The organism is Pseudescherichia sp., assembly GCF_031998825.1.
Classification (GTDB): Bacteria; Pseudomonadota; Gammaproteobacteria; order Enterobacterales; family Enterobacteriaceae; genus Pseudescherichia.
The window spans coordinates 25,051-45,163 of the sequence record NZ_DAMACX010000021.1; the positions used below are offsets into that span (position 1 = coordinate 25,051).

Here is a 20,113-nt window from a genome sequence, read left to right on the forward strand (position 1 = left end):
AATAAGGGAATCCCTATGTTAAGTATTAAAGATTTACAGGTATCCGTTGAAGATAAAGAGATCCTGCGCGGCCTGAGCCTTGAAGTCCGCCCTGGCGAAGTACACGCCATTATGGGACCCAACGGCTCCGGTAAAAGTACGCTGTCAGCAACCCTCGCCGGCCGGGAAGACTATGAGGTCACCGGCGGCAGCGTTGAGTTTAAAGGCAAAGACCTGCTGGAGCTGGATCCAGAGGAGCGCGCGGGCGAAGGCGTCTTTATGGCCTTTCAATACCCGGTAGAGATCCCCGGCGTCAGCAATCAGTTTTTCCTGCAAACTGCCCTTAACGCGGTACGCAAGCACCGTGGCCAGGAGGAGCTGGACCGTTTCGACTTCCAGGACCTGATGGAAGAGAAGATCAAGCTGCTGAAGATGCCAGAAGATCTGCTTACGCGTTCGGTCAACGTCGGCTTCTCCGGCGGTGAGAAAAAGCGTAATGACATTCTGCAGATGGCGGTGCTCGAACCGGAGCTGTGTATTCTGGATGAAACCGACTCTGGTCTGGATATCGATGCGCTGAAAATCGTCGCCGACGGCGTGAACTCCCTGCGTGATGACAAGCGTGCCTTTATCATCGTGACGCACTACCAGCGTATCCTCGACTACATCAAACCAGACTATGTGCATGTGCTCTATCAGGGGCGCATTGTCAAATCAGGCGATTTTACGCTGGTCAAACAGCTGGAGGAGCAGGGCTATGGCTGGCTTACCGAACAGCAGTAACGCGCTGCAGCAGTGGCATCATCTGTTTGAAGCCCGGGGCGAGACCCGATCCGAGCAGGCCGAGCAGCACCTACAGCAGATGCTGCGCTTAGGCCTGCCGACGCGCAAACAGGAAGACTGGAAATATACCTCTCTCGACGGACTGCTGAAGCGCCAGTTTGTCGCTAAAAGCAGCCGCATTAGCGCTGAACAGCGTGATGCGCTGGCGCTGCCGGTAGATGCTCTGCGGCTGGTCTTTATTGACGGACAGTTTGATGCGGACCTGAGCGACAGCCTGGATAACAGCGGGTATAGCGTGACGATCGGCGACGAGCGTAGCGCGCTGCCCGCGCCGGTTCAGTCTGAGGTCTTTTTACATCTGACCGAAAGCCTCGCGACGAGCGTGACGCACATTCGCGTGGCGCGTAACCAGCGGCCTGCTAAGCCGTTGCTCTTAATGCACATTACTCAGGGGCTGGACGGTGATGAGATGAATACCGCTCACTACCGGCACCACCTTGAGCTGGCCGAGAGCGCAGAGGCGACAATTTATGAGCACTATGTCAGCCTGAACGACAGGAGCCATTTTACCGGCTCGCGCCTGACGATGAACGTTGGCGCGAACGCGCAGCTGCACCATGTGAAGCTGGCCTTTGAGAACGCGGGCAGCTACCACTTTGCCCATAACGATCTCTTTATGGCTGCGGATGCCGCCGCCTGGAGCCACAGCTTCCTGCTCGGCGGAGCGGTGCTGCGCCACAATACCAGCACCCAGCTCAATGGTGAAAATACCACCCTGCGCATCAACAGCCTGGCAATGCCGGTTAACAATGAGGTATGCGATACCCGAACCTGGCTTGAGCATAACAAAGGCTTCTGCAATAGCCGCCAGCTGCATAAAACCATTGTCAGCGACAAAGGCCGGGCGGTGTTTAACGGCATGATTAACGTGGCGCAGCATGCCATCAAAACCGACGGGCAGATGACCAACAACAATCTGCTGCTGGGCCGGCTGGCGGAGGTGGATACCAAGCCGCAGCTGGAGATCTACGCCGACGATGTGAAATGCAGCCACGGAGCGACCGTTGGCCGTATTGATGATGAACAGATGTTCTACCTGCGCTCGCGCGGTATCGATCAACAGGCCGCGCAGCAGATGATTATCTATGCCTTTGCCGCTGAACTGACGGAAGCCATCAGTGACGAAGCGTTAAAGCAGCAGGTGCTGAGTCGTATCGGTCAGCGCCTGGCAGGGGGTAATGCATGAGCTATTCCGTGAGCGACGTACGGGCGGACTTTCCCGTTCTGGGACGTGAAGTGAACGGCGTGCCGCTGGCGTATCTCGACAGCGCCGCCAGCGCGCAGAAACCCAATCAGGTTATCGACGCCGAGGCGGAATTCTATCGTCACGGCTATGCGGCCGTGCACCGGGGTATTCATACCCTGAGCGCAGAGGCAACGCAGCGGATGGAGAACGTGCGTGCGCAGGCGGCCGGTTTCCTCAATGCCCGGACGGCGGAAGAGATCGTTTTTGTACGCGGTACGACCGAAGGGATCAATCTTGTAGCGAACAGCTGGGGCAGCAGCCAGATTCGCGCCGGGGATAACATCATCATTACGATGATGGAGCACCATGCCAACATTGTTCCCTGGCAGATGCTGTGCGAGCGCACCGGCGCAGAGCTGCGGGTCATTCCACTTAATTCGGACGGCACGCTGCAGATGGACGTCTGGCGCGAGCTGCTTGACGATCGCACCCGCTTGCTGGCCATTACTCATGTCTCAAACGTGCTGGGTACCGAAAACCCTGTTGCGGAGATGACCGCGCTTGCCCATCAGCATGGCGCGAAGGTGCTGGTGGACGGCGCCCAGGCTGTCATGCACCACACCGTTGATGTCCAGGCGCTGGATTGCGACTTCTATACCTTCTCCGCGCACAAACTCTATGGGCCTACCGGGATCGGCATTCTCTACGTCAAAGAGGATATCCTCCAGGCAATGCCGCCGTGGGAAGGGGGCGGGTCGATGATCGCTACCGTTAGCCTGACGGACGGCACAACCTATGCCAGAGCGCCCTGGCGCTTTGAGGCCGGGACGCCGAACACCGGCGGGATTATCGCCCTCGGTGCAGCAATAGAGTATGTCAGCACCCTGGGCCTCGATAATATTCAGGCTTACGAGAAGTCGTTGATGGAATACGCGCTAGCTGAAATGGCGAGCGTGCCAGATATCACGCTGTATGGTCCTGCACACCGCCAGGGCGTCATTGCATTCAATTTAGGTAAGCATCATGCCTATGACGTAGGGAGCTTCCTGGATAACTACGGCGTTGCAGTACGTACTGGTCACCACTGCGCAATGCCGCTGATGGCGTTTTATAACGTTCCGGCCATGTGTCGTGCATCGCTGGCTATTTACAACACGCAGGAAGAGGTGGATCGTCTGGTAGCCGGGCTGAAACGTATTCATCAGCTGCTGGGCTAACAAAGGAGCGGTTATGGCTGAATTACCCGATAAAGAGCGACTGCTGCGTAATTTTACGCGCTGCGCAAACTGGGAAGAGAAATATCTCTATATTATCGAGCTGGGTCAGCGTCTGCCGGCGTTGAGCGAGCAGGCGCACAGCGCGGAAAACACCATTCAGGGCTGCCAGAGCCAGGTATGGATCGTTATGCAGCAAAATGAGAGCGGCATTATCGAGTTGCAGGGCGATAGCGACGCGGCCATTGTTAAAGGACTTATCGCCGTGGTCTTTATTCTGTATCAGCAGATGACGGCCCAGGATATTGTCGCTTTTGATGTTCGCCCATGGTTTGAGAAAATGGCCCTTGCTCAGCATTTAACCCCTTCGCGCTCCCAGGGACTGGAAGCCATGATCCGCGCAATTCGTAACAAAGCTTCCAACATTAGCTAAACTGTTTATATAGCTTTCATCCTGTTACGCGAGGTGGCTTGCCGCCTCGTGTAATTTTCAGCTTTCTGGCGCTGGGCCAGTGAATACGGGAACTTCAGTATGAAACGCGCGTCTCTAATAACAGTTAGCCTTATCAGCGCATTTAGCGCTATTCAAACTGCCCATGCAGCGGATTATTTACTGCCGCCGCCAGGCAGTCGTCTCATTGGTCAAAATCAGACCTATACCGTGCAGCCGCAGGATCGCAACCTGCAGGCCATTGGTCGCCACTTTGACACCCCCGCGATGTTGCTTATTGAAGCAAACAATACCATTGCGCCGGTGCCGAAGCCGGGAACAGTGATGACAATCCCTTCTCAGATGCTGCTGCCCGATACGCCGCGGGAGGGCGTTGTGATTAACCTGGCGGAGCTACGGCTCTATTTCTATCCGCCGGGTGAAAACAGCGTGCAGGTCTATCCTATCGGTATTGGCCAGCAGGGGCTCGAAACGCCCGTCACGCTGACCAGGATAAGCCAGAAGATACCTAACCCTACCTGGACGCCTCCTGCGGGCATACGGGCGCGTTCGCAGGCGAAAGGCATCACGCTACCGGCCGTTGTTCCTGCCGGACCTAATAACCCGCTGGGACGCTTTGCGCTGCGTCTCGCAGAGGGCAGGGGTGAATATCTCATTCACGGGACCAATGCCCCTGACAGCGTCGGGCTGCGCGTCAGCTCGGGTTGTATCCGTATGGCCGCGCCGGATATTCAGGCGCTCTTTTCTCAGGCCTCAACTGGAATGCCAGTGCGCATCATCAATGAACCCGTGAAGTACTCCGTAGAGCCTGACGGCAAGCAGTATATTGAGGTGCACCGTCCGCTCTCGCAGCTGCCGGAGGAGAATACGCAAACCGTGCCTATTTCGCTGACGGCGACCTTTAGCGACACGATTCGCCAGGCGGGCGGGGATCGATCAACGATTGATAAAGCCATGCTCCGGCGTGCGGGTTACCCAGTAAGCGTGCCGGTGGCAAAGAGCGAGTCTGGTCCGGCAGCGGTGCTTTCAGCGCACAACAGCAGTTCTTCCGCAGTGACCGCAGCAGGAAGTGAAGGTTCGGGCAGGATGATGACGCAGTAGTCAGAGAGGCTGATAAATCGCAGGCAAAAAAAATGGCGCACAGTGTGCGCCATTTTATTACAGGAACTCTTACTTACGGTAAGAGTGAGCCTGGTTGTCCAGACGCTGGTTAGCGCGAGCTGCGTCGTCTTTAGCAGCCTGAACGTCAGAACGGATTGCGTTCACGTCGTTGCTCAGCTGGTCAACTTTAGCGTTCAGAGTCTGAACGTCAGAAGACAGCTGATCGATTTTAGCGTTGCTGGAGCAACCTGCCAGCAGAGTAGAACCCAGGATTACCGCGCCCAGTACCAGTTTAGTACGATTCATTATTAATACCCTCTAGATTGAGTTAATCTCCATGTAGCGTTACAAGTATTACACAAAGTTTTTTATGTTGAGAATATTTTTTTGATGGGAATACCCCTAAATTTGATCGTTCGCTCAAAGATGCATCGACTTTTGTGGGGGAGGCAAAAAAACTGTGTGAAAACAGACCACTTTCATCGGATATATCTTATGAAATACGACGTTAAATAGTTTAAGCCGATTTGCATTTCTATTGATAGTGGCTATTGATGGAATAAAAAAAGCGCCCTGAGGGCGCTTTTAATGTAAATTAATAGAGCTGTTAATAATTACAGTACGTGTACAGAAGCGGTATTAGTTGTACCGCTCGGGACCAGAGCACCGGATACCATCACAACCACATCGCCTTTCTGTGCCAGGCCGCTCTCCAGCGCAATCTCTTTACCTTGCAGGTAGAAATCATCCGTAGAAGCGATCTCGTTCACCAGCTGGGCGACCACGCCTTTGCTCAGCACCAGCTGACGGGCAGTCTGTTCATTGGTGGTCAGGGCCAGAATGGTAGCATCCGGGAAGTATTTACGTACTGCACGAGCCGATTTGCCGCCCTGGGTTGCTACAACGATCAGCGGTGCTTCCAGTTTCTCAGCAGTCTCTACCGCACCACGGCAGACGGCTTCGGTGATGCGCAGCTTACGGCTGTCGTTGTTGAAGTCCAGACGGCTGGTCATCACGCGATCGGTACGCTCACAGATGGTCGCCATAATGGTCACGGCTTCCAGCGGGTATTTACCCTTGGCAGATTCACCAGAGAGCATCACAGCATCGGTACCGTCAAGGATGGCGTTGGCTACGTCGCCTGCTTCAGCGCGGGTTGGACGCGGGTTCTTGATCATGGAGTCCAGCATCTGCGTGGCGGTAATCACCACTTTACGCGCCCGGATACATTTTTCGATCATCATCTTCTGCGCGAAGATAACCTCTTCAACCGGGATCTCTACGCCGAGGTCGCCACGGGCAACCATGATGCCATCAGACGCTTCGAGGATTTCGTCGAAGTTATTCAGGCCTTCCTGGTTTTCGATCTTGGAGATGATCTGAATGTTTTCGCCGCCGTGCGCCTTCAGGTGCTCGCGGATCTCAACAACGTCAGAACGTTTACGGATAAAGGAGGCCGCAACGAAATCGACGCCCTGTTCGCAGCCGAAGATCAGATCCTGTTTGTCTTTCTCGGCCAGCGCAGGCAGGGCGATAGAGACGCCCGGCAGGTTCACACCTTTATTTTCGCCGAGGTCGCCGTTGTTCAGTACCTTACAGACAACGTTGTTGCCTTCGATAGCAGTCACTTCCATACCGATCAGGCCATCGTCAACCAGCACGGTGTTGCCGACGGAGAGGTCGGTAGTGAAACCTTCATAGGTCACAGCGACGATTTCGTTGTTACCGACGACGGATTTATCGGAGGTGAAGGTGAAGGTCTGGCCTGCTTTCAGAGAGACGTCGTTGCCGCCTTCCAGCTTAATGGTACGGATTTCCGGTCCTTTGGTATCCAGCAAAATGGCGGCTTTTTTACCGGTTTTGCTCATCACGTTGCGCAGGTTCTGGATGCGCTGACCGTGTTCTGCATAGTCACCGTGAGAGAAGTTAAGACGCATAACGTTCATCCCGGCGTCCAGCATTTTGGTCAACATCTCTTCGGATTCGGTTTTCGGGCCGATGGTGCAAACAATTTTGGTCTTTTTCATGACAGTCTTAGTCTTTAAGTTGTGAAGGATAGGAGAATAGCGCTCCGGGGGCGCACCGCCGCGGAGTCAAACCTGTGTTGCGAAAGTTGCGATGCCACAGCCTAAGGATAGGTGACATCAAAAGAGCGTGCAGAGTAATGTGTGCTTGAGTTTCAGCCCAAAACGGGAGTATGCGATGTGATAGTTGAATTTTACAGTTCAATGAGCTGAAACCATTCAATAGCGACCAGGCACCCATTATACGCTGAAAAAAGTGCAAAAGGAAAATGAAAACACCGTTTCAAAAGTGTTCCAGGCAGTTTCACAACGAAGTGTGATCAAGGTGTTAAGTATTGTCGAAAACCAGGCGGTGCTCAACGCGTCACGTACGCTGGGCATCGCTACAGATATCATAGTGATGAATGTTCATCTGGATAACGTGGCTAATTATAGTAGTAAATTGCCTATAGCATACTGACCAGGGCGGCAATAATACATTTATTAATATTAACATATATTATGTTAGCGCATTGGGAACACATAACTTTTATTAAAGTACGGTGAGTGAAAATTTCACCAGTGAAGCGAGGGTTAACTCGCTTCATGTTTATAGCGCTGACCTAAATGAAATTATTTATTATTGATTTGATCTGCATGACAATTTTGTTCATTTTTTTATCGGTTGTATGGTACATGTAAATCATGGGCTTTATGTCTTTAACCGGAATGTATTCTACCCCGTCAACTTTAAACATCGTCGCCATTTTTCTCGTTAATAGTGAGCACCCCTTGCCGACTCGGATGTTATAAAGGAGACCGGTAAGGCTGAGATTATGTTCAATAAAAACAACGTCGGTAAAGTAGCCTTTCACTACCTGGGAAAAGCTACGTTGAAGATAATTTGAGGTTAGATCCTTCCAAATAAAGATACGTGGCGTATCACTTTTAGACTGACAGTGCACCGACCTACAGATCACAATTTCATCACCCTGCCATTTATCTACCTCACAGTTCGTATTAGAAGCGACCTCACGCAGCGAAACAATAATCATGTGCTTGCGAGCAACCTCATCAATATCAGACAAGTTAATAACATATCTTTCACAATTAAAGATGAGATTTTCACTCTTCATTGCCATAACGATCTGTTGGTACAGCAGTTCAGGTACACTAATATCAAAAATAATTGTTAAAGGGATATCAACATTTACTGAGCGGCATTCATTTTCGAGCGCCAGAATCATCTCATAAATAGGCTTGCACTTCTGATAGTAGTCAAAAGCAAGCTCAGTAGGCTCAAGACTATTGTAAGCGCGGGTAAACAGTTTACCTCCCAGGTAGTCTTCCAGTTCGCATATGGCTTTACTTAAGGGGGAACGAGTGATACAGAGTGCTTCCGCAGCTTTAGCAAAATTGCGCTCTTCCATCGTTACCATAAAATATTTCATTTTTTTAGCAAGTAATGCGCCCATCCGGTTTTCTCCGATGTGAAAATGAGAGTCAGGTCCATACGATTGCAGTACATCTGAAACTATATTGATTAAAAGGTGTAATGTCATTTGCCAGACCATTATAGTTTTTAAATTAAAGTTAAATATGATGCGTGATAACATCATTTTTCGATTAACTCTAGGTAATTTATGAACACTATTAAATCGGGATGGCAATATCATCGGTCACTACAGCCTACGAAGGGGCAGGATTAATTGACGACAGTAACAATGCATTTAAACATTATCAATGGCCCAAAGCCATTACAGGTGGCAATACTTATGGCTCTCTCAACTATTATTAGCCATGATCCGGATACGTTTATCGCCGCTTTTGCTGGCAGTATCATTTTTGTGGTTTCTGCTATCGATTTTGCCGTCTGGGCACGGGTACTCTTGTTCGCCGCTTCGATGATGATTGGCCTGATCTGTTCAGAGTTCTCTGCCCAGGTATTATCTCAATTAAGCAGTAAGCTGCTGGGACTCGGGCTCGATGTGCCGCCCGTAGTGGGGGCGGTTGTCAGCGCGGCGGCGGCGGTTCGATTACTCATGTACCTCACTACTCGGCCTAAAAAGACTGGGTCAATTTTTGATCATAACTTTAGAAAAGGTGAAAAATGAGCATTCTCTATTTTAGCTACGTAATTAATATTATTTCCGCAGGGCTGATTATCGCTAAGATTGTCTTTACCTGTGTGGTTCATTCATCGCAACACCCCGCTTACTCCTGGATGACATGGGCGCTGGCCGTAGCCTGCAGCGCGCTTATCGTATGGATCTTTCATGGTCATTTCAAACTTGCCGAGCTGGCACAAATGGTTATCAATATTCTTTTTTGTATCGCTATATTTTCCGTTGATGGCGATCTGGCCTTTTTAATCAAAGGAAAAAGAAACAAAGTAAACATATGACACCTGTCTCACTGTGGAAACATAATAATAACTACATAATCTCCGGCTTTCAATGTATAAACGTGCTTGTTATGACCGGCTAAGACATGCTGGGTGTTAATTATATGCTTTACGTAATGGTTTCTTGTGATTAATGTTTTTTAATATATATATCCGAGAAATAATTTAGTATAAAACCATTGAGATTGCCCGCGTAAATTCACTATTTAGATTAGGATGATAAATGAATGAATATTCACCGCGATATATTTTATCATCATGGTAACACTTTAACGCTAATTTGTGACGTTTCTGAGGTTCATGGTCAGTCAATAATAAAGGTTGCTGAAAATGGGTATATTCATGATATCTATTGTTGTGATTATCCTGTTCAGGATGTCAGGTTTGTTCAGGAACAGGTAACAAACACGATTATGATTACATGGCTGGCGTGGTTCGATCGGCAGCATAAACATTCTGGAACTTATCTGCTCAGCTTCGACGACGCGTTCGTTGTAGAGCGGGTCGATCTATTGCAGTCAAACTTTGCAGGGATAGAAAACAATACGTTGCCTACAGTCATACAGTTCGAAAATGTTTTACTGCTCTCGCAGATCTCTCTTGCTAAAGGCCGGATAAGTCTCAGCCTGTATGACGTCAAAACGCTACGAGAGCTCTGTCCGACCGCGCTGATTAAAGAGTGTGTGAGCTATGATTTCTTCCACCATCCCCAGGCGTGTGGGCAAAAATTTAGCGTCACAAAAATAGCGACTAATCAAGCAGTCATTATGTTCTATAACGAGTTTGAACATCGCTGTGTTTATCGTTACACCGTGGGGATCGCCAGCAGCCTTGAAAAAATTTATTACAAATAATAGGTCAGCTTACGTGTCTCATTTAAGACTCTATTATCATTCTGCTTCGGGAGATAAGACGGACAGGGTTTATAGAGTAGCGGGCAGCTGTATTCGCGCCAGTCCTGCGGAGGCAAGCCTGGCTTTACGATCTATTTTTCTGCAAATTTCAGCAATGCATCGCCATCAAGGCGGTAGCGTACCCATTCACTTTGCGGAAGTGCGCCGATGCTGAGGTAAAAATCGATAGAGGGCTGGTTCCAGTCGAGAACGCTCCACTCCAGGCGGCCACATTGCCGGGTAACCGCGCACTGAGCGATATATTTCAGCAGCGCTTTGCCGGCACCTTTACCGCGGTACTCCGGAGAAATATAAAGATCCTCCATGTAGATGCCGTTACGCCCAAGCCAGGTGGAGTAGCTGGTGAAGAAAACGGCATAGCCCACCGTTTTTCCATCGATCTCACAGATTAACGCCTCGGTTTTGCTTTCCGGATCAAACAGCGTTTTGCCGATCTCCTCGGGCGTAGTCACTACCTCTTCCGGTGCTTTTTCGTATACCGCTAGCTCATAGATCATGTCGTAAATAGCATTAGCGTCTGTCGGGCGTGCCTGGCGAATCGTGATACTCATCCGTTTTTCCTGTGATCTTATGTATTGAAGCAAATTGCTGGTACTCAGCATAAAGGATACCTAACATTTATGCAGCACGTCCGTGAGTAGGATAGATGCGTTAATGCAGCAGCCGGTACCGGTTACCGACTGCTGGTTATTGTTACGCAGTCTATTAACTGGCAAGCGACGGAATTTATGCTGACTGAACTGAACCTGTCAGATCAACATACCAGCCATCATCCTCACGGGTAACAGCACGAATAACCCAGTCCGTGGGGGCATCTGAATTAAGCGTCACGTTCAGCTCACCGGATGATGTCTGCTCAACCACTATTCCGCACTCACCTGACCATGTGACCACCGATCCGTCTTCGCTTAAGGACCCATAGCGGAGGTCGCACTCCTGGGAGCCAGAAGCCGCATAGCTTACCGGGCAAAGCAGCCCCGGTTGGGTATCTGGCTTACTCATGCAGAAACTTACATACTGATTGAGGTGGAGTTGTAAAAGAGGAGTAATAAAAGTGCTTTGCAAAACAAAACCTTGCCAGTAGCCAGGATTGGCAGCATTATTCAAACGAATAAAAACAGGGATTACATCTGTAGCAAACAGGGCCTGAACAGAGGTTGCCAGGGTATTATTCAATGCAGCAGGAACATTATCGACACCCTGATTGGTAATAAGATTTCGATACTGGTTGAAGTTAAAATCAACACCCCCTTCCGGATAAGGCGTGTTAAACCATAAAAAGGACGCGTTGTAAGCACTGTAAATGCTCACTGATTTATAAAACCAGTTGTTATAACTATCTTTTAAATCAAAGGTAACTGCATTGATACAGGTCTCGATATTCCCTCGATACTCTTCCTGATCATAAGCGTAACAGTGGCTATAGTCCGTCACAAGGTATTCAAAATGTACAATAAAGTGGTTTTGGTCTATTTTTTCAATGGTTGCTGGCAGGTCGGTAAAATCAGGAAAGAGCGTAATGGTTCCTTTTGAAGGGTCGTAACTTACTGTTATCTCATCAAATTCGCCGTAAGATGATTTGTCTGCTTGCGGGAATTCCAGACTGGATGCCTCTGGGGCGACAATCGCTGTAGAAGACAACAAACTCTCCGCATTTAATATTGCCAGCACGGCAGGCGTACCTTGCTGCGTATCATTAAAAGCGCACTGAGTATCCAGAGTAAATGGCGCTGAAAGTGTGGTCTTGATGATTGTTTCAAAGCCACGCATTTTGTTAATAACGTCCATGCTGACAATGATATCATCGGTTAACAAAACCGCTGCATCTACGCTGACGACTCCATCTATGCCCTGGGTCAGGCGTGTTAAATCTGCTATATCTTCATTTACAAAAAATTCTTTTCTGAAAAAGTTATAATATTGTTCATCTCCTGTATTATAACGTACGTTTGCATAAAATTTATAACCATTAATTTTTACAGAGCGATAACTCCAGACGCTGTTAGAAAATAGCGATAACGCTTCATGGGCGGGGACGCTCACTGCATCGCCCTGAAAATCGGTTTCGCTGTAAAAAATCATATCTCGATAGGCTTGAAAATTAAGTGACATAAATGACTCCTGTTGCTTGAATGAATTCCCGATGAACAGATCACCCGGAAACTCACTTTGTCACGGCAGGAGTAGGTAAATTGACTCTTAATTGCGCTGCTTAGGATGATAACAAATGCGTATTTAGCGAGAGTCACAGAGCGGCTGGCGATGCATCGAAAGCAAAAACCCCGCCGAAGCGGGGTTTTTAGAATTTGGCTCCTCTGACTGGACTCGAACCAGTGACATACGGATTAACAGTCCGCCGTTCTACCGACTGAACTACAGAGGAATCGTGTGAACGCAGCGAATATTAGCGGCATAAAAATTTTTGTCAAACCCCATTTTAATCAACAGGGTTTGTCTGCTGCTTCTCTCACCACTCTGATGCTTTTCGCAACAAAATCTGCGCAAAATACTTTGCAGGATCGGCATTTCTCCCTCATCATTTGAAATGAAGTTTCAACTTTCTCTCTCGCACTCTCGCTAAGGTCCATTTTGAACGTCACTGCCGCTCTACGACAGGCCGTCGTACGCACGTCCTGGTATAAAAAACGCAATAGTTACCGAGTCCTTTTTTGGCGTGAGATCACTCCGCTGGCGGTACCTATTTTTCTGGAAAATACCTGCGTACTGCTAATGGGGGTGCTTAGCACCTTTCTGGTCAGCTGGCTGGGTAAAGAGGCGATGGCAGGCGTAGGCCTTGCCGATAGCTTCAATATGGTAGTGATGGCATTTTTCGCCGCGATTGACCTTGGGACCACTGTGGTTGTCGCCTTCAGCCTGGGCAAGCGCGATCGGCGGCGGGCACGGGCGGCAGCGCGACAGTCGCTGGTGATCATGACCCTGTTTGCGGCGGTACTTGCGGCGGTCATTCACTACTTTGGCGCGCAGATTATTGACGTTGTCGCAGGAGAGGCGACGCCGGAGGTTAAAGCGCTGGCGCTGACCTATCTGGAGCTGACGGTGCTTAGCTACCCGGCGGCAGCGATTGCCCTGATCGGCAGCGGGGCGCTGCGCGGGGCAGGGAATACCAAAATCCCGTTATTGATTAACGGCGGTATGAACATTCTCAATATCATTATCAGTAGCGCACTGATCTACGGCGTCTTCTCCTGGCCTGGACTGGGATTTGCCGGAGCCGGACTGGGTTTGACTATCTCCCGCTATATCGGTGCGGTGGCGATTATCTGGGTGCTGATGATTGGCTTCAACCCGGCGCTGCGAATTACCCTCAAAAGCTATTTTAAGCCGCTTAATTTCGCCATTATCTGGGAGGTGATGGGGATTGGCGTTCCGGCCAGCATCGAGTCAGTGCTTTTTAACAGCGGCAAGCTGCTGACGCAGATCTTTGTAGCGGGAATGGGCACTAACGTTATCGCCGGTAACTTTATTGCCTTCTCCGTGGCGGCATTGATCAACCTGCCGGGGAATGCGCTCGGCTCTGCTTCAACGATCATCACCGGCAGGCGGCTGGGTAAAGGGCAGATCGGCCAGGCCGAACGCCAGCTGCGCCATGTTTTTTGGCTTTCGACTATTGGCCTGACCTGTATCGCCTGGTTCAGCGCGCCGTTTGCGGGGCTGCTGGCCTCGTTCTACACCCCGGAGCCGGATGTGCAAGAGGTCGTGAAAATTCTGCTCTGGCTTAACGCCGCCTTTATGCCGATCTGGGCAGCCTCGTGGGTGCTGCCGGCAGGGCAGAAGGGCGCGCGTGACGCTCGCTTTGCGATGTGGGTCTCCATGCTCGGCATGTGGGGCTGCCGCGTTGTTGCAGGCTATACGCTGGGCGTGGTGCTGGGGATGGGCGTGGTTGGCGTCTGGCTAGGGATGTTCCTCGACTGGGCGGTGCGCGGGGTGCTTTTTTACTGGCGTATGATCAGCGGTCGCTGGTTATGGAAATATCCACGTGCCAAACGGCAAAAAACACAGTAAACCATCGCAGTGTTGCTGTTTTTTGTGCGGCCTGGGGAATAATTGGGCAATCGGACGATTTTTTTAAATCACCCTTTGACAAGCCCCATCCCCGCCGTTAATATTCGCCCCGTTCACACGATTCCTCTGTAGTTCAGTCGGTAGAACGGCGGACTGTTAATCCGTATGTCACTGGTTCGAGTCCAGTCAGAGGAGCCAAATTTAAAGAAGCCCGCTTTTTAGCGGGCTTTTTGCTTTTCTACTTACCGGAACGGTGGCTCGTTAAAGGTTCTCAGCTTACGCGAGTGCAGGCGGTCGCCCTCGGCGCGCAGCAGGTCAATCGCCCGGATCCCAATTTGCAAATGCTCGGAAATCGCCCCCTCGTAAAAACGGTTCGCCTGGCCCGGCAGCTTGATTTCGCCATGCAGCGGTTTATCAGAAACGCAGAGCAGGGTGCCGTACGGCACGCGGAAGCGATAGCCCTGGGCGGCAATGGTGGCACTCTCCATATCGATTGCTACCGCACGGCTCAGGTTAAAACGCAGGGCTGAGGCGCTATAGCGCAGCTCCCAGTTGCGATCGTCAGTGGTCACTACCGTCCCGGTACGCAGCCGCTGTTTAACTTCCTCACCGGGCATACCGCTGACCACCTTGGTGGCGTCATAGAGCGCGCGCTGCACCTCAGCAATGCTGGGGATCGGGATATCCGGCGGCAGTACCGCGTCCAGCACATGATCGTCGCGCAGATAAGCATGCGCCAGCACGTAATCGCCAATAGACTGGCTTTCACGCAGGCCGCCGCAGTGGCCAATCATTAGCCATAGCGCGGGGCGCAGTACGGCAAGGTGATCGCAGATAGTTTTGGCATTCGACGGGCCAACACCAATATTCACCAGCGTAATACCCTCCCCATCGGCGGTGATCAGATGCCAGGCGGGCATCTGGTGCTTTTTCCATGCCAGATCGGAAATAGCCTCTTCCGGTGCTTCTGTCTCGGCGGTGATCCAGACTCCTCCCGCACACGAGAGCGCAATATAGGGGCTATCGGGATCGAGGATCTGGCTACAGCCCCAGCGCACAAACTCATCCACGTAGCGGGTGTAGTTGGTGAAGAGCACGAAGGGCTGGAAATGCTCAACAGGCGTACCGGTGTAGTGTCGCAGGCGAGCCAGCGAGAAATCGACCCGACGGGCGTCAAAGTGCGACAGCGGATAGAGTTCAGTCGGGTGAAACAGGCCGTCAGCGGTCTCATCGCCAATCTGTGCCAGCTCGGTGGTCGGGAAGTGGCGGGTCAGTCCCGCGCTCATGGAGCGATCCAGGGTCAACGCTGAGCCATCAATCACGTAGGGGTAGGGGATCTCATGCTGGGATGGCCCAACGTCAATCACGGCCCCATAATCATTGTAGAGCAGAGTTAACTGCTCCAGCAGGTAAGAACGAAACAGCCCTGGACGCGTGATGGTAGTGGTGTAGCGACCGGAGTGGGTAAAGCGACCATAGGCGCGGGTTTTTGGCGGATTGGTGGTATTGCCATCCCAGGAGACCGACAGCTCAGGATAGACAAACTTGCCCTGGGCTCGCGTCAGGGTATCGGGTAGCGTGCCCTTTTCAATAAATGCGCCGATGGCGTCGCGGAGTGCGTTCACCGACTGCTCATAGAGCGCGTCAAGCTTCTCCAACGCCTGCTCCGGCGTCAGACCTTCGCCCTTGTTATACATCATTATCTCCTTGTTCACGGGTGTGCTGACATACACGATAGTATGTCACACGAATGTGAAACAAAAGGGTGGGGTAATTTCATACTTTAGCCTCTCCCAGGCTGCCTATACTCGTGGGACCGATCGTCGCCGGGTCTCTTTTAATGTCGCTAACAGAACGTCTTTTCGCTTTTCAGCATGGAAGCCAGAACATTGTCGTCCTTCTTCTGCTCTGCATTCTCTCTCTGCCAAATCAGTACGCTTATGGCTTCTATCCGCCAGATCCCCCTGCGGAGTGCAGCAGTAGCCCAGACGATGTAGGGCGTGGACGCTGCCTGCTGGACCAGGTTTACCTGATGGGCGACGTGGCAGCCGAAGCGGGCTTAGACAGAACGGTTTATCGGCAGCAGGCAGGCGCCGCGTTGGCACAGATCGAAGAGATGGAGGCACCTCCGGCCTGGCTGCTGGCAGAGGCACGCTTCGCCTGGGCGTGGGCCAGCGATCCGGATAACGGCGTCTTTACCGATTGGCAACGTGAAGAGGCGGACAGGCTAACTATTGCGCACTACCAGAAGGTCTGTTTTCCCCCTTATTCAGCGACGGTCAGCGTGGAGCATGATATCGCCCAACTGATGTGCACCGTTGCCCGACAGCGTATCCATCTGCTGGAACATGGCCTGAATCAAATTCAGCAGGATGGTGCCGGTATGAAGGCGATGCTGGAATTTATCAAACGCTATCCTCTGCTGAAAAGCGATACGGGGCTGGATGAGGCCAACCTGCGGCAGGCGCGACGGTTAGTGGTGCTCGGCCTGGGGTTTGCTACAGCCGAGCGTGCAGAAACACAGGCCAAACAGGCGGTGGGGCTGGCCTTTTTGATGCTCTCGGTTGCGCAGGCCCAGTTTGACCAGCCGGATCGCGAAGCGGTTGCCTTTGCTGCCGATATCGTGCAGCTGGTCGATCTTGCCAGACCTCGGGATCGTTCCCGTCAGGACTACAACATCAAGCTGGTCACCCTAGGCCACCGTCTGGTTTCTGCAACGTTCCCGCCGGAAAGCCCAATCGTCGTCAATAGCAACCAGCTGCAGACGGACATGAATATTGATATCGCGTTGGATCCTGTCTATCCGCCCACCCTGCGTAGCGCGGCGGCAGCTGAGGCGAAGGTACTGGTAGACAATTTAACCCAGAACGCTCTACAGCAGAGAGAGTATGCCACGCAAAGGGAGCGGCTGGAGGTGGTGCAAACGCTCTTTGAGCGGCTGGAGCAGTATAAGCCAGAGCCGGAGCAGCACCCGGAGTTCGCCGCCGTCTGTCCTATCAACCTATAAAAAAACCGGCCAGAACGGCCGGTTTGTGCATCAGATTTTGCAGGCGTCGCCGCAGTCATCGTCGGCAACGATCGCCTGCGCTTTTTTATCCGCGTCTTCCAGACGTTCCGCGTTGCGCTCCTGCGCTTCGTCAAGCCCGGCAAACTCCAGGTTGTCGAGATCAATTTCCATTAGCTACCCCTTTTAAAAGCCGATTGAACGGATACTTTAGCATTATATGCCATCCGTTCGGGATGGCGAGAAATGCTAACCTGCACCTGAATCACGCCTCCTTAGGCCAGCGCTGCATGGCGACAGGGAACGGCGTCGCCTCAGGCTGGGCAGGCGTTCTGACGACGAGGCTCGGCAGCGCCAGCTCGATCTCATGTTCATTCAGCTTTTCAATAATTCGAATATTGATCTCCTGCTGAATATCCATGTACTTGTTGTAGTCCGCCGTATTCACTATATGCACGACCTCGAAGGTCAGGCGGTCCGCATTAAACGCCAGCAGATGAGCACGGTCGAATTTCGTTTCGCCTACCTCAGTAATAATCGTTTTTACCATGTCGCCGATAATGCGCAGCTTTTCCGGCGGCGTGGCGAGGGCGACGCCAAAGGTAAAGACGATACGGCGGGTCTGCATACGCTTATAGTTGTGAATGGTCTGCTGCAGCAGCTGGGCGTTGGCGCAGACAATCTGCTCGCCGCTGAGGCTGCGAATGCGCGTAGTTTTCAGCCCTATATGCTCAATAGTGCCGGCAACATCGTTAAACACCACAAAGTCGCCGATCTCAAAGGGCTTATCGAAACCGATCGACAGGGAGGCGAAGACATCACTCAGCACGGTTTGCACCGCCAGGGCGATAGCAATACCGCCGACGCCAAGGCTGGCAACCAGCGCGGTAATATCGACGCCGATATTCGCCAGAATCGACAGCAGCATCATTGACCAGACCACGACGCGGAGGATCATCCCCAGGATCACCATCGTCACCGGATTCTTATTGGATCCTGGCGCATAGAGCAGATGACGCATCCATGACTGCACGCCTTGGTCGAGCCAGATGGCAACCTGAATGGCAATAACGAAAAACCAGATGTGGGAAACCGTTGAGAACAGGCGGTCAGGCAGGTCAACGAAGCGCAGGCTGAAAAGAAAAGCCGCTATGAACAGCAGAACCTTATTGGTTCGTTTTAATATGTCGAAAGCAATAAAGTGCGGGCGCGCGTTGCTACCCTCTTTTTTGCTGGCCTGCTGGATAGTTTTATAGACAAAGCTCAGCAGACGGTTCGTCAGCCAGTAGGTAAGCAGAGTGACAAAAAAGACGATAGCCAGATTGATCCAAAAAGCGGGGGACATCAACACCGTCACGATGTTTAGCCGTGCCAAATACTCCATTTTACCTCCAGTTTATAGCGCAAGAACACTACAGTATAGACAGTGGAGTAAGCCCTGGCCGGAGAGCAGTTTGCCAGGCGGTGAAAAGCCAGCCTGGCAAGTTAATTTAATTTACAGCATCTATCCAGGTAGACTGTTCGCTGCCGTTGTCCAGCGTCGCGGTTACCACCGCTTCTCCAGGCGTAGCACTGCGTAGTGTGGCGTTCGCAGCGCCCGTTGCGTCCGTGGTCGACGCTGCGGAATCCAAACTACCCAGGGTCGTGGTCCAGTGGACGCTTGCCCCGGCAACGGTACCGCCTGTTTTACTCTTCACGAACGCCGTGATCGTCGCGTTATCCTGCCCGTCGGCGCTAATAGTCGTTTTACTCACGTTCAGGGCATCAATATAGAGATCCTGAGCGGCGCTATCTTTCACCGGAATAATCCTGAGCTGGTGACTTTTACCATCTGGCCCATAGGCATATACCATGGCATTTTCAGCTTTGGTATCGGTAAACGTATTAGTCGCAACGCCGGCTGTGTCGGTATACGTGATATTGTGCGCCAGCTTGCCGTTAGCAGACATATTTACCCACGTCACCATCGCCCCTGCAATGGCCTCACCATTTGACGCATGGACTTTTGCTGTTAAGTGGGCCACCGCTTTATCGCCGGATGTCTCAATTGTAGGGGGGATCGCCAGCATATTACTTACAGATAGAGCGTCGGTCTCTACCTGAGCACCTGGATCATAGGTAAAGGTGGCGTCATCGGTTTTCGAGGCTGGCAGGGTTAGCTGTATGACCGGGACGAACATACCGTTGGTTTGTTCATAAAAATCACGCTGGTCAGCTTGGGCATCTGCCAGGCCGCTGGCATTGGTATAGAAGAAGGACTGGATAGGCAGCTGCTCAGGAATATCTTGCTGCCACGTGGCGATGCGCATCTCATTTTGCGTTTGAAAAGATTCATTGCTTATCTTGGTCATACTCAAAATCGTTTGGTAAAACGCATCCGTTACACCGGTATAATCTTTTGTAAGACCAAAACCACACTGCGAAGTATGCGAGGAGTTATATTTCACATAGTGATCGTACCAGCCATCAGCATCAGTAATGCCCTGTAGCTGGCACTCTTTACTTTCACTCTGTCCATTATACATTCCGCATCCTGCATCATTACGGCTATTTGTTGCAGCATCAATAGGGAATGAACAGAGCACATCGAGATCAATCTTACCGTCAGGTTTATTATCGTTGGGGTAGACAAAAAAACCGTTGTAGTAGCTATAGGCCAATTTATTATATTTTGAATCCGCTCGGAGATAAGAGAATGAAACCCCGCCGCTGGTAACGGAAGAGGGACTAGGATTCCATGCGAAATAGCTCGATGAATGATCGGTTCCTCTTAACTCTACGCCCGAACAGTTAAAGGCAGGTGAGTTATTCTGCTTGCAGGCGGCAGTAGTATTCTTATATTGTGTAGATAAATTTACCGCAACCTGTTGGCCATGCAGATCCTGCCAGCCACTTTGCTCTAATGTGACGTTGTTTTGTGCGAGAAGAGTAAAGGATACAAAAAGTAACACATAAGGGTACATAGATGTTTTCATAATGTATTCTCTAATT

At 51.3% G+C, this 20,113-nt stretch carries 20 protein-coding genes and 2 tRNA genes; 12 read left to right on the forward strand and 10 right to left on the reverse strand.

The genetic code is table 11. The features are described from left to right. Window positions 1-15: 15 nt before the first annotated feature. From sufC to RTP97_RS11475, 5 genes are all read left to right on the forward strand, one after another. Window positions 16-762: a Fe-S cluster assembly ATPase SufC gene (gene sufC / locus RTP97_RS11455; RefSeq protein WP_312213352.1), complete on the forward strand. Its 747-nt coding sequence runs from the start codon at window positions 16-18 to the stop codon at window positions 760-762. Then, window positions 737-2,008 (forward strand): Fe-S cluster assembly protein SufD, encoded by a 1,272-nt coding sequence (gene sufD / locus RTP97_RS11460; RefSeq protein WP_312413652.1) that lies wholly within the window; start codon window positions 737-739, stop codon window positions 2,006-2,008. Before sufC ends, sufD begins: the two co-directional genes overlap by 26 nt. After that, on the forward strand, window positions 2,005-3,225 hold the full coding sequence (gene sufS / locus RTP97_RS11465) for a cysteine desulfurase SufS (RefSeq protein WP_312413654.1): 1,221 nt from the start codon (window positions 2,005-2,007) through the stop codon (window positions 3,223-3,225). The genes sufD and sufS overlap by 4 nt, the downstream gene beginning before the upstream one ends. 13 nt (window positions 3,226-3,238) lie before the next feature. Beyond that, window positions 3,239-3,655 (forward strand): cysteine desulfuration protein SufE, encoded by a 417-nt coding sequence (sufE, locus tag RTP97_RS11470; RefSeq protein ID WP_312213355.1) that lies wholly within the window; start codon window positions 3,239-3,241, stop codon window positions 3,653-3,655. Between the two features lie 99 nt (window positions 3,656-3,754). Then, on the forward strand, window positions 3,755-4,774 hold the full coding sequence (locus tag RTP97_RS11475; protein WP_312413656.1) for a L,D-transpeptidase family protein: 1,020 nt from the start codon (window positions 3,755-3,757) through the stop codon (window positions 4,772-4,774). A gap of 69 nt (window positions 4,775-4,843) precedes the next feature. On the opposite strand, the gene RTP97_RS11480 is transcribed toward RTP97_RS11475, so the two are convergent. The 3 genes from RTP97_RS11480 to RTP97_RS11490 all read right to left on the reverse strand — a co-directional run bounded on the left by RTP97_RS11480 (window position 4,844) and on the right by RTP97_RS11490 (window position 8,252). After that, a complete protein-coding gene (locus RTP97_RS11480; protein ID WP_007374746.1) occupies window positions 4,844-5,080 on the reverse strand; it encodes a major outer membrane lipoprotein in 237 nt (78 codons plus the stop codon). 308 nt (window positions 5,081-5,388) lie between these two features. Then, on the reverse strand, window positions 5,389-6,801 hold the full coding sequence (gene pykF / locus RTP97_RS11485; RefSeq protein ID WP_312413659.1) for a pyruvate kinase PykF: 1,413 nt from the start codon (window positions 6,799-6,801) through the stop codon (window positions 5,389-5,391). Between the two features lie 599 nt (window positions 6,802-7,400). After that, complete coding sequence (locus RTP97_RS11490; RefSeq protein ID WP_312413661.1) at window positions 7,401-8,252, reverse strand: LysR family transcriptional regulator; 852 nt, start codon at window positions 8,250-8,252, stop codon at window positions 7,401-7,403. A 300-nt stretch (window positions 8,253-8,552) separates the two neighbouring features. Here RTP97_RS11490 and RTP97_RS11495 point away from each other — a divergent pair, with 300 nt between their 5' ends. The 3 genes from RTP97_RS11495 (at window position 8,553) to RTP97_RS11505 (ending at window position 10,035) form a co-directional block, all read left to right on the forward strand. Beyond that, window positions 8,553-8,891, forward strand: a complete 339-nt coding sequence (locus RTP97_RS11495) for a putative holin (protein WP_312413663.1) — start codon at window positions 8,553-8,555, stop codon at window positions 8,889-8,891. Further along, a complete protein-coding gene (locus RTP97_RS11500; protein WP_312413665.1) occupies window positions 8,888-9,181 on the forward strand; it encodes a phage holin family protein in 294 nt (97 codons plus the stop codon). Before RTP97_RS11495 ends, RTP97_RS11500 begins: the two co-directional genes overlap by 4 nt. A 227-nt stretch (window positions 9,182-9,408) precedes the next feature. After that, complete coding sequence (locus RTP97_RS11505; protein ID WP_312413666.1) at window positions 9,409-10,035, forward strand: hypothetical protein; 627 nt, start codon at window positions 9,409-9,411, stop codon at window positions 10,033-10,035. Window positions 10,036-10,166: 131 nt separating this feature from the next. Here the strand turns inward: RTP97_RS11505 and RTP97_RS11510 are convergent, their stop codons facing one another. The 3 genes from RTP97_RS11510 to RTP97_RS11520 form a co-directional block, all read right to left on the reverse strand. Beyond that, entirely contained in the window at window positions 10,167-10,646 is a 480-nt protein-coding gene (locus tag RTP97_RS11510) for a GNAT family N-acetyltransferase (RefSeq protein WP_312413668.1), read from the reverse strand. A 175-nt stretch (window positions 10,647-10,821) separates the two neighbouring features. After that, window positions 10,822-12,207, reverse strand: coding sequence for a hypothetical protein (locus tag RTP97_RS11515; RefSeq protein WP_312413669.1), 1,386 nt, complete (start codon window positions 12,205-12,207; stop codon window positions 10,822-10,824). 195 nt (window positions 12,208-12,402) lie between these two features. Beyond that, window positions 12,403-12,478 (reverse strand) — tRNA-Asn (locus RTP97_RS11520). A 5-nt stretch (window positions 12,479-12,483) separates the two neighbouring features. Here RTP97_RS11520 and RTP97_RS21435 point away from each other — a divergent pair. The 3 genes from RTP97_RS21435 (at window position 12,484) to RTP97_RS11530 (ending at window position 14,316) form a co-directional block, all read left to right on the forward strand. Then, window positions 12,484-12,639, forward strand: a complete 156-nt coding sequence (locus RTP97_RS21435; RefSeq protein ID WP_409455939.1) for a DUF5951 family protein — start codon at window positions 12,484-12,486, stop codon at window positions 12,637-12,639. A gap of 42 nt (window positions 12,640-12,681) precedes the next feature. Further along, window positions 12,682-14,118: an EmmdR/YeeO family multidrug/toxin efflux MATE transporter gene (locus RTP97_RS11525; protein ID WP_312413729.1), complete on the forward strand. Its 1,437-nt coding sequence runs from the start codon at window positions 12,682-12,684 to the stop codon at window positions 14,116-14,118. A 122-nt stretch (window positions 14,119-14,240) separates the two neighbouring features. Continuing rightward, window positions 14,241-14,316, forward strand: a tRNA-Asn gene (locus tag RTP97_RS11530). Window positions 14,317-14,360: 44 nt separating this feature from the next. On the opposite strand, the gene RTP97_RS11535 is transcribed toward RTP97_RS11530, so the two are convergent. After that, entirely contained in the window at window positions 14,361-15,815 is a 1,455-nt protein-coding gene (locus RTP97_RS11535; protein WP_312413731.1) for an AMP nucleosidase, read from the reverse strand. Window positions 15,816-15,958: 143 nt separating this feature from the next. On the opposite strand from RTP97_RS11535, the gene RTP97_RS11540 reads away from it, so the two are divergent. Next, window positions 15,959-17,125, forward strand: a complete 1,167-nt coding sequence (locus tag RTP97_RS11540; RefSeq protein WP_312413672.1) for a hypothetical protein — start codon at window positions 15,959-15,961, stop codon at window positions 17,123-17,125. 30 nt (window positions 17,126-17,155) lie between these two features. On the opposite strand, the gene RTP97_RS11545 is transcribed toward RTP97_RS11540, so the two are convergent. The 3 genes from RTP97_RS11545 to RTP97_RS11555 form a co-directional block, all read right to left on the reverse strand. Beyond that, window positions 17,156-17,296: a hypothetical protein gene (locus tag RTP97_RS11545; RefSeq protein ID WP_144811972.1), complete on the reverse strand. Its 141-nt coding sequence runs from the start codon at window positions 17,294-17,296 to the stop codon at window positions 17,156-17,158. A 91-nt stretch (window positions 17,297-17,387) separates the two neighbouring features. After that, window positions 17,388-18,506 carry a mechanosensitive ion channel family protein gene (locus tag RTP97_RS11550; RefSeq protein WP_312413675.1) on the reverse strand — a complete coding sequence of 373 codons (1,119 nt, stop codon included), beginning with the start codon at window positions 18,504-18,506 and terminating at the stop codon, window positions 17,388-17,390. A 106-nt stretch (window positions 18,507-18,612) separates the two neighbouring features. Next, the gene (locus RTP97_RS11555) at window positions 18,613-20,097 is read right to left on the reverse strand and encodes an Ig-like domain-containing protein (protein ID WP_312413678.1); all 1,485 of its coding nucleotides are present in this window, start codon (window positions 20,095-20,097) and stop codon (window positions 18,613-18,615) included. Window positions 20,098-20,113: the final 16 nt, after the last annotated feature.

Bases quoted from the DNA above. Each gene is read 5' to 3' on its own strand.
- sufC (WP_312213352.1), top strand. From the start codon at position 16: ATGTTAAGTATTAAAGATTTACAGGTATCCGTTGAAGATAAAGAGATC.
- sufD (WP_312413652.1), top strand. From the start codon at position 737: ATGGCTGGCTTACCGAACAGCAGTAACGCGCTGCAGCAGTGGCATCAT.
- sufS (WP_312413654.1), top strand. From the start codon at position 2,005: ATGAGCTATTCCGTGAGCGACGTACGGGCGGACTTTCCCGTTCTGGGA.
- sufE (WP_312213355.1), top strand. From the start codon at position 3,239: ATGGCTGAATTACCCGATAAAGAGCGACTGCTGCGTAATTTTACGCGC.
- RTP97_RS11475 (WP_312413656.1), top strand. From the start codon at position 3,755: ATGAAACGCGCGTCTCTAATAACAGTTAGCCTTATCAGCGCATTTAGC.
- RTP97_RS11480 (WP_007374746.1), bottom strand. From the start codon at position 5,080: ATGAATCGTACTAAACTGGTACTGGGCGCGGTAATCCTGGGTTCTACT.
- pykF (WP_312413659.1), bottom strand. From the start codon at position 6,801: ATGAAAAAGACCAAAATTGTTTGCACCATCGGCCCGAAAACCGAATCC.
- RTP97_RS11490 (WP_312413661.1), bottom strand. From the start codon at position 8,252: ATGGGCGCATTACTTGCTAAAAAAATGAAATATTTTATGGTAACGATG.
- RTP97_RS11495 (WP_312413663.1), top strand. From the start codon at position 8,553: ATGGCTCTCTCAACTATTATTAGCCATGATCCGGATACGTTTATCGCC.
- RTP97_RS11500 (WP_312413665.1), top strand. From the start codon at position 8,888: ATGAGCATTCTCTATTTTAGCTACGTAATTAATATTATTTCCGCAGGG.
- RTP97_RS11505 (WP_312413666.1), top strand. From the start codon at position 9,409: ATGAATATTCACCGCGATATATTTTATCATCATGGTAACACTTTAACG.
- RTP97_RS11510 (WP_312413668.1), bottom strand. From the start codon at position 10,646: ATGAGTATCACGATTCGCCAGGCACGCCCGACAGACGCTAATGCTATT.
- RTP97_RS11515 (WP_312413669.1), bottom strand. From the start codon at position 12,207: ATGTCACTTAATTTTCAAGCCTATCGAGATATGATTTTTTACAGCGAA.
- RTP97_RS11535 (WP_312413731.1), bottom strand. From the start codon at position 15,815: ATGTATAACAAGGGCGAAGGTCTGACGCCGGAGCAGGCGTTGGAGAAG.
- RTP97_RS11540 (WP_312413672.1), top strand. From the start codon at position 15,959: ATGTCGCTAACAGAACGTCTTTTCGCTTTTCAGCATGGAAGCCAGAAC.
- RTP97_RS11545 (WP_144811972.1), bottom strand. From the start codon at position 17,296: ATGGAAATTGATCTCGACAACCTGGAGTTTGCCGGGCTTGACGAAGCG.
- RTP97_RS11550 (WP_312413675.1), bottom strand. From the start codon at position 18,506: ATGGAGTATTTGGCACGGCTAAACATCGTGACGGTGTTGATGTCCCCC.
- RTP97_RS11555 (WP_312413678.1), bottom strand. From the start codon at position 20,097: ATGAAAACATCTATGTACCCTTATGTGTTACTTTTTGTATCCTTTACT.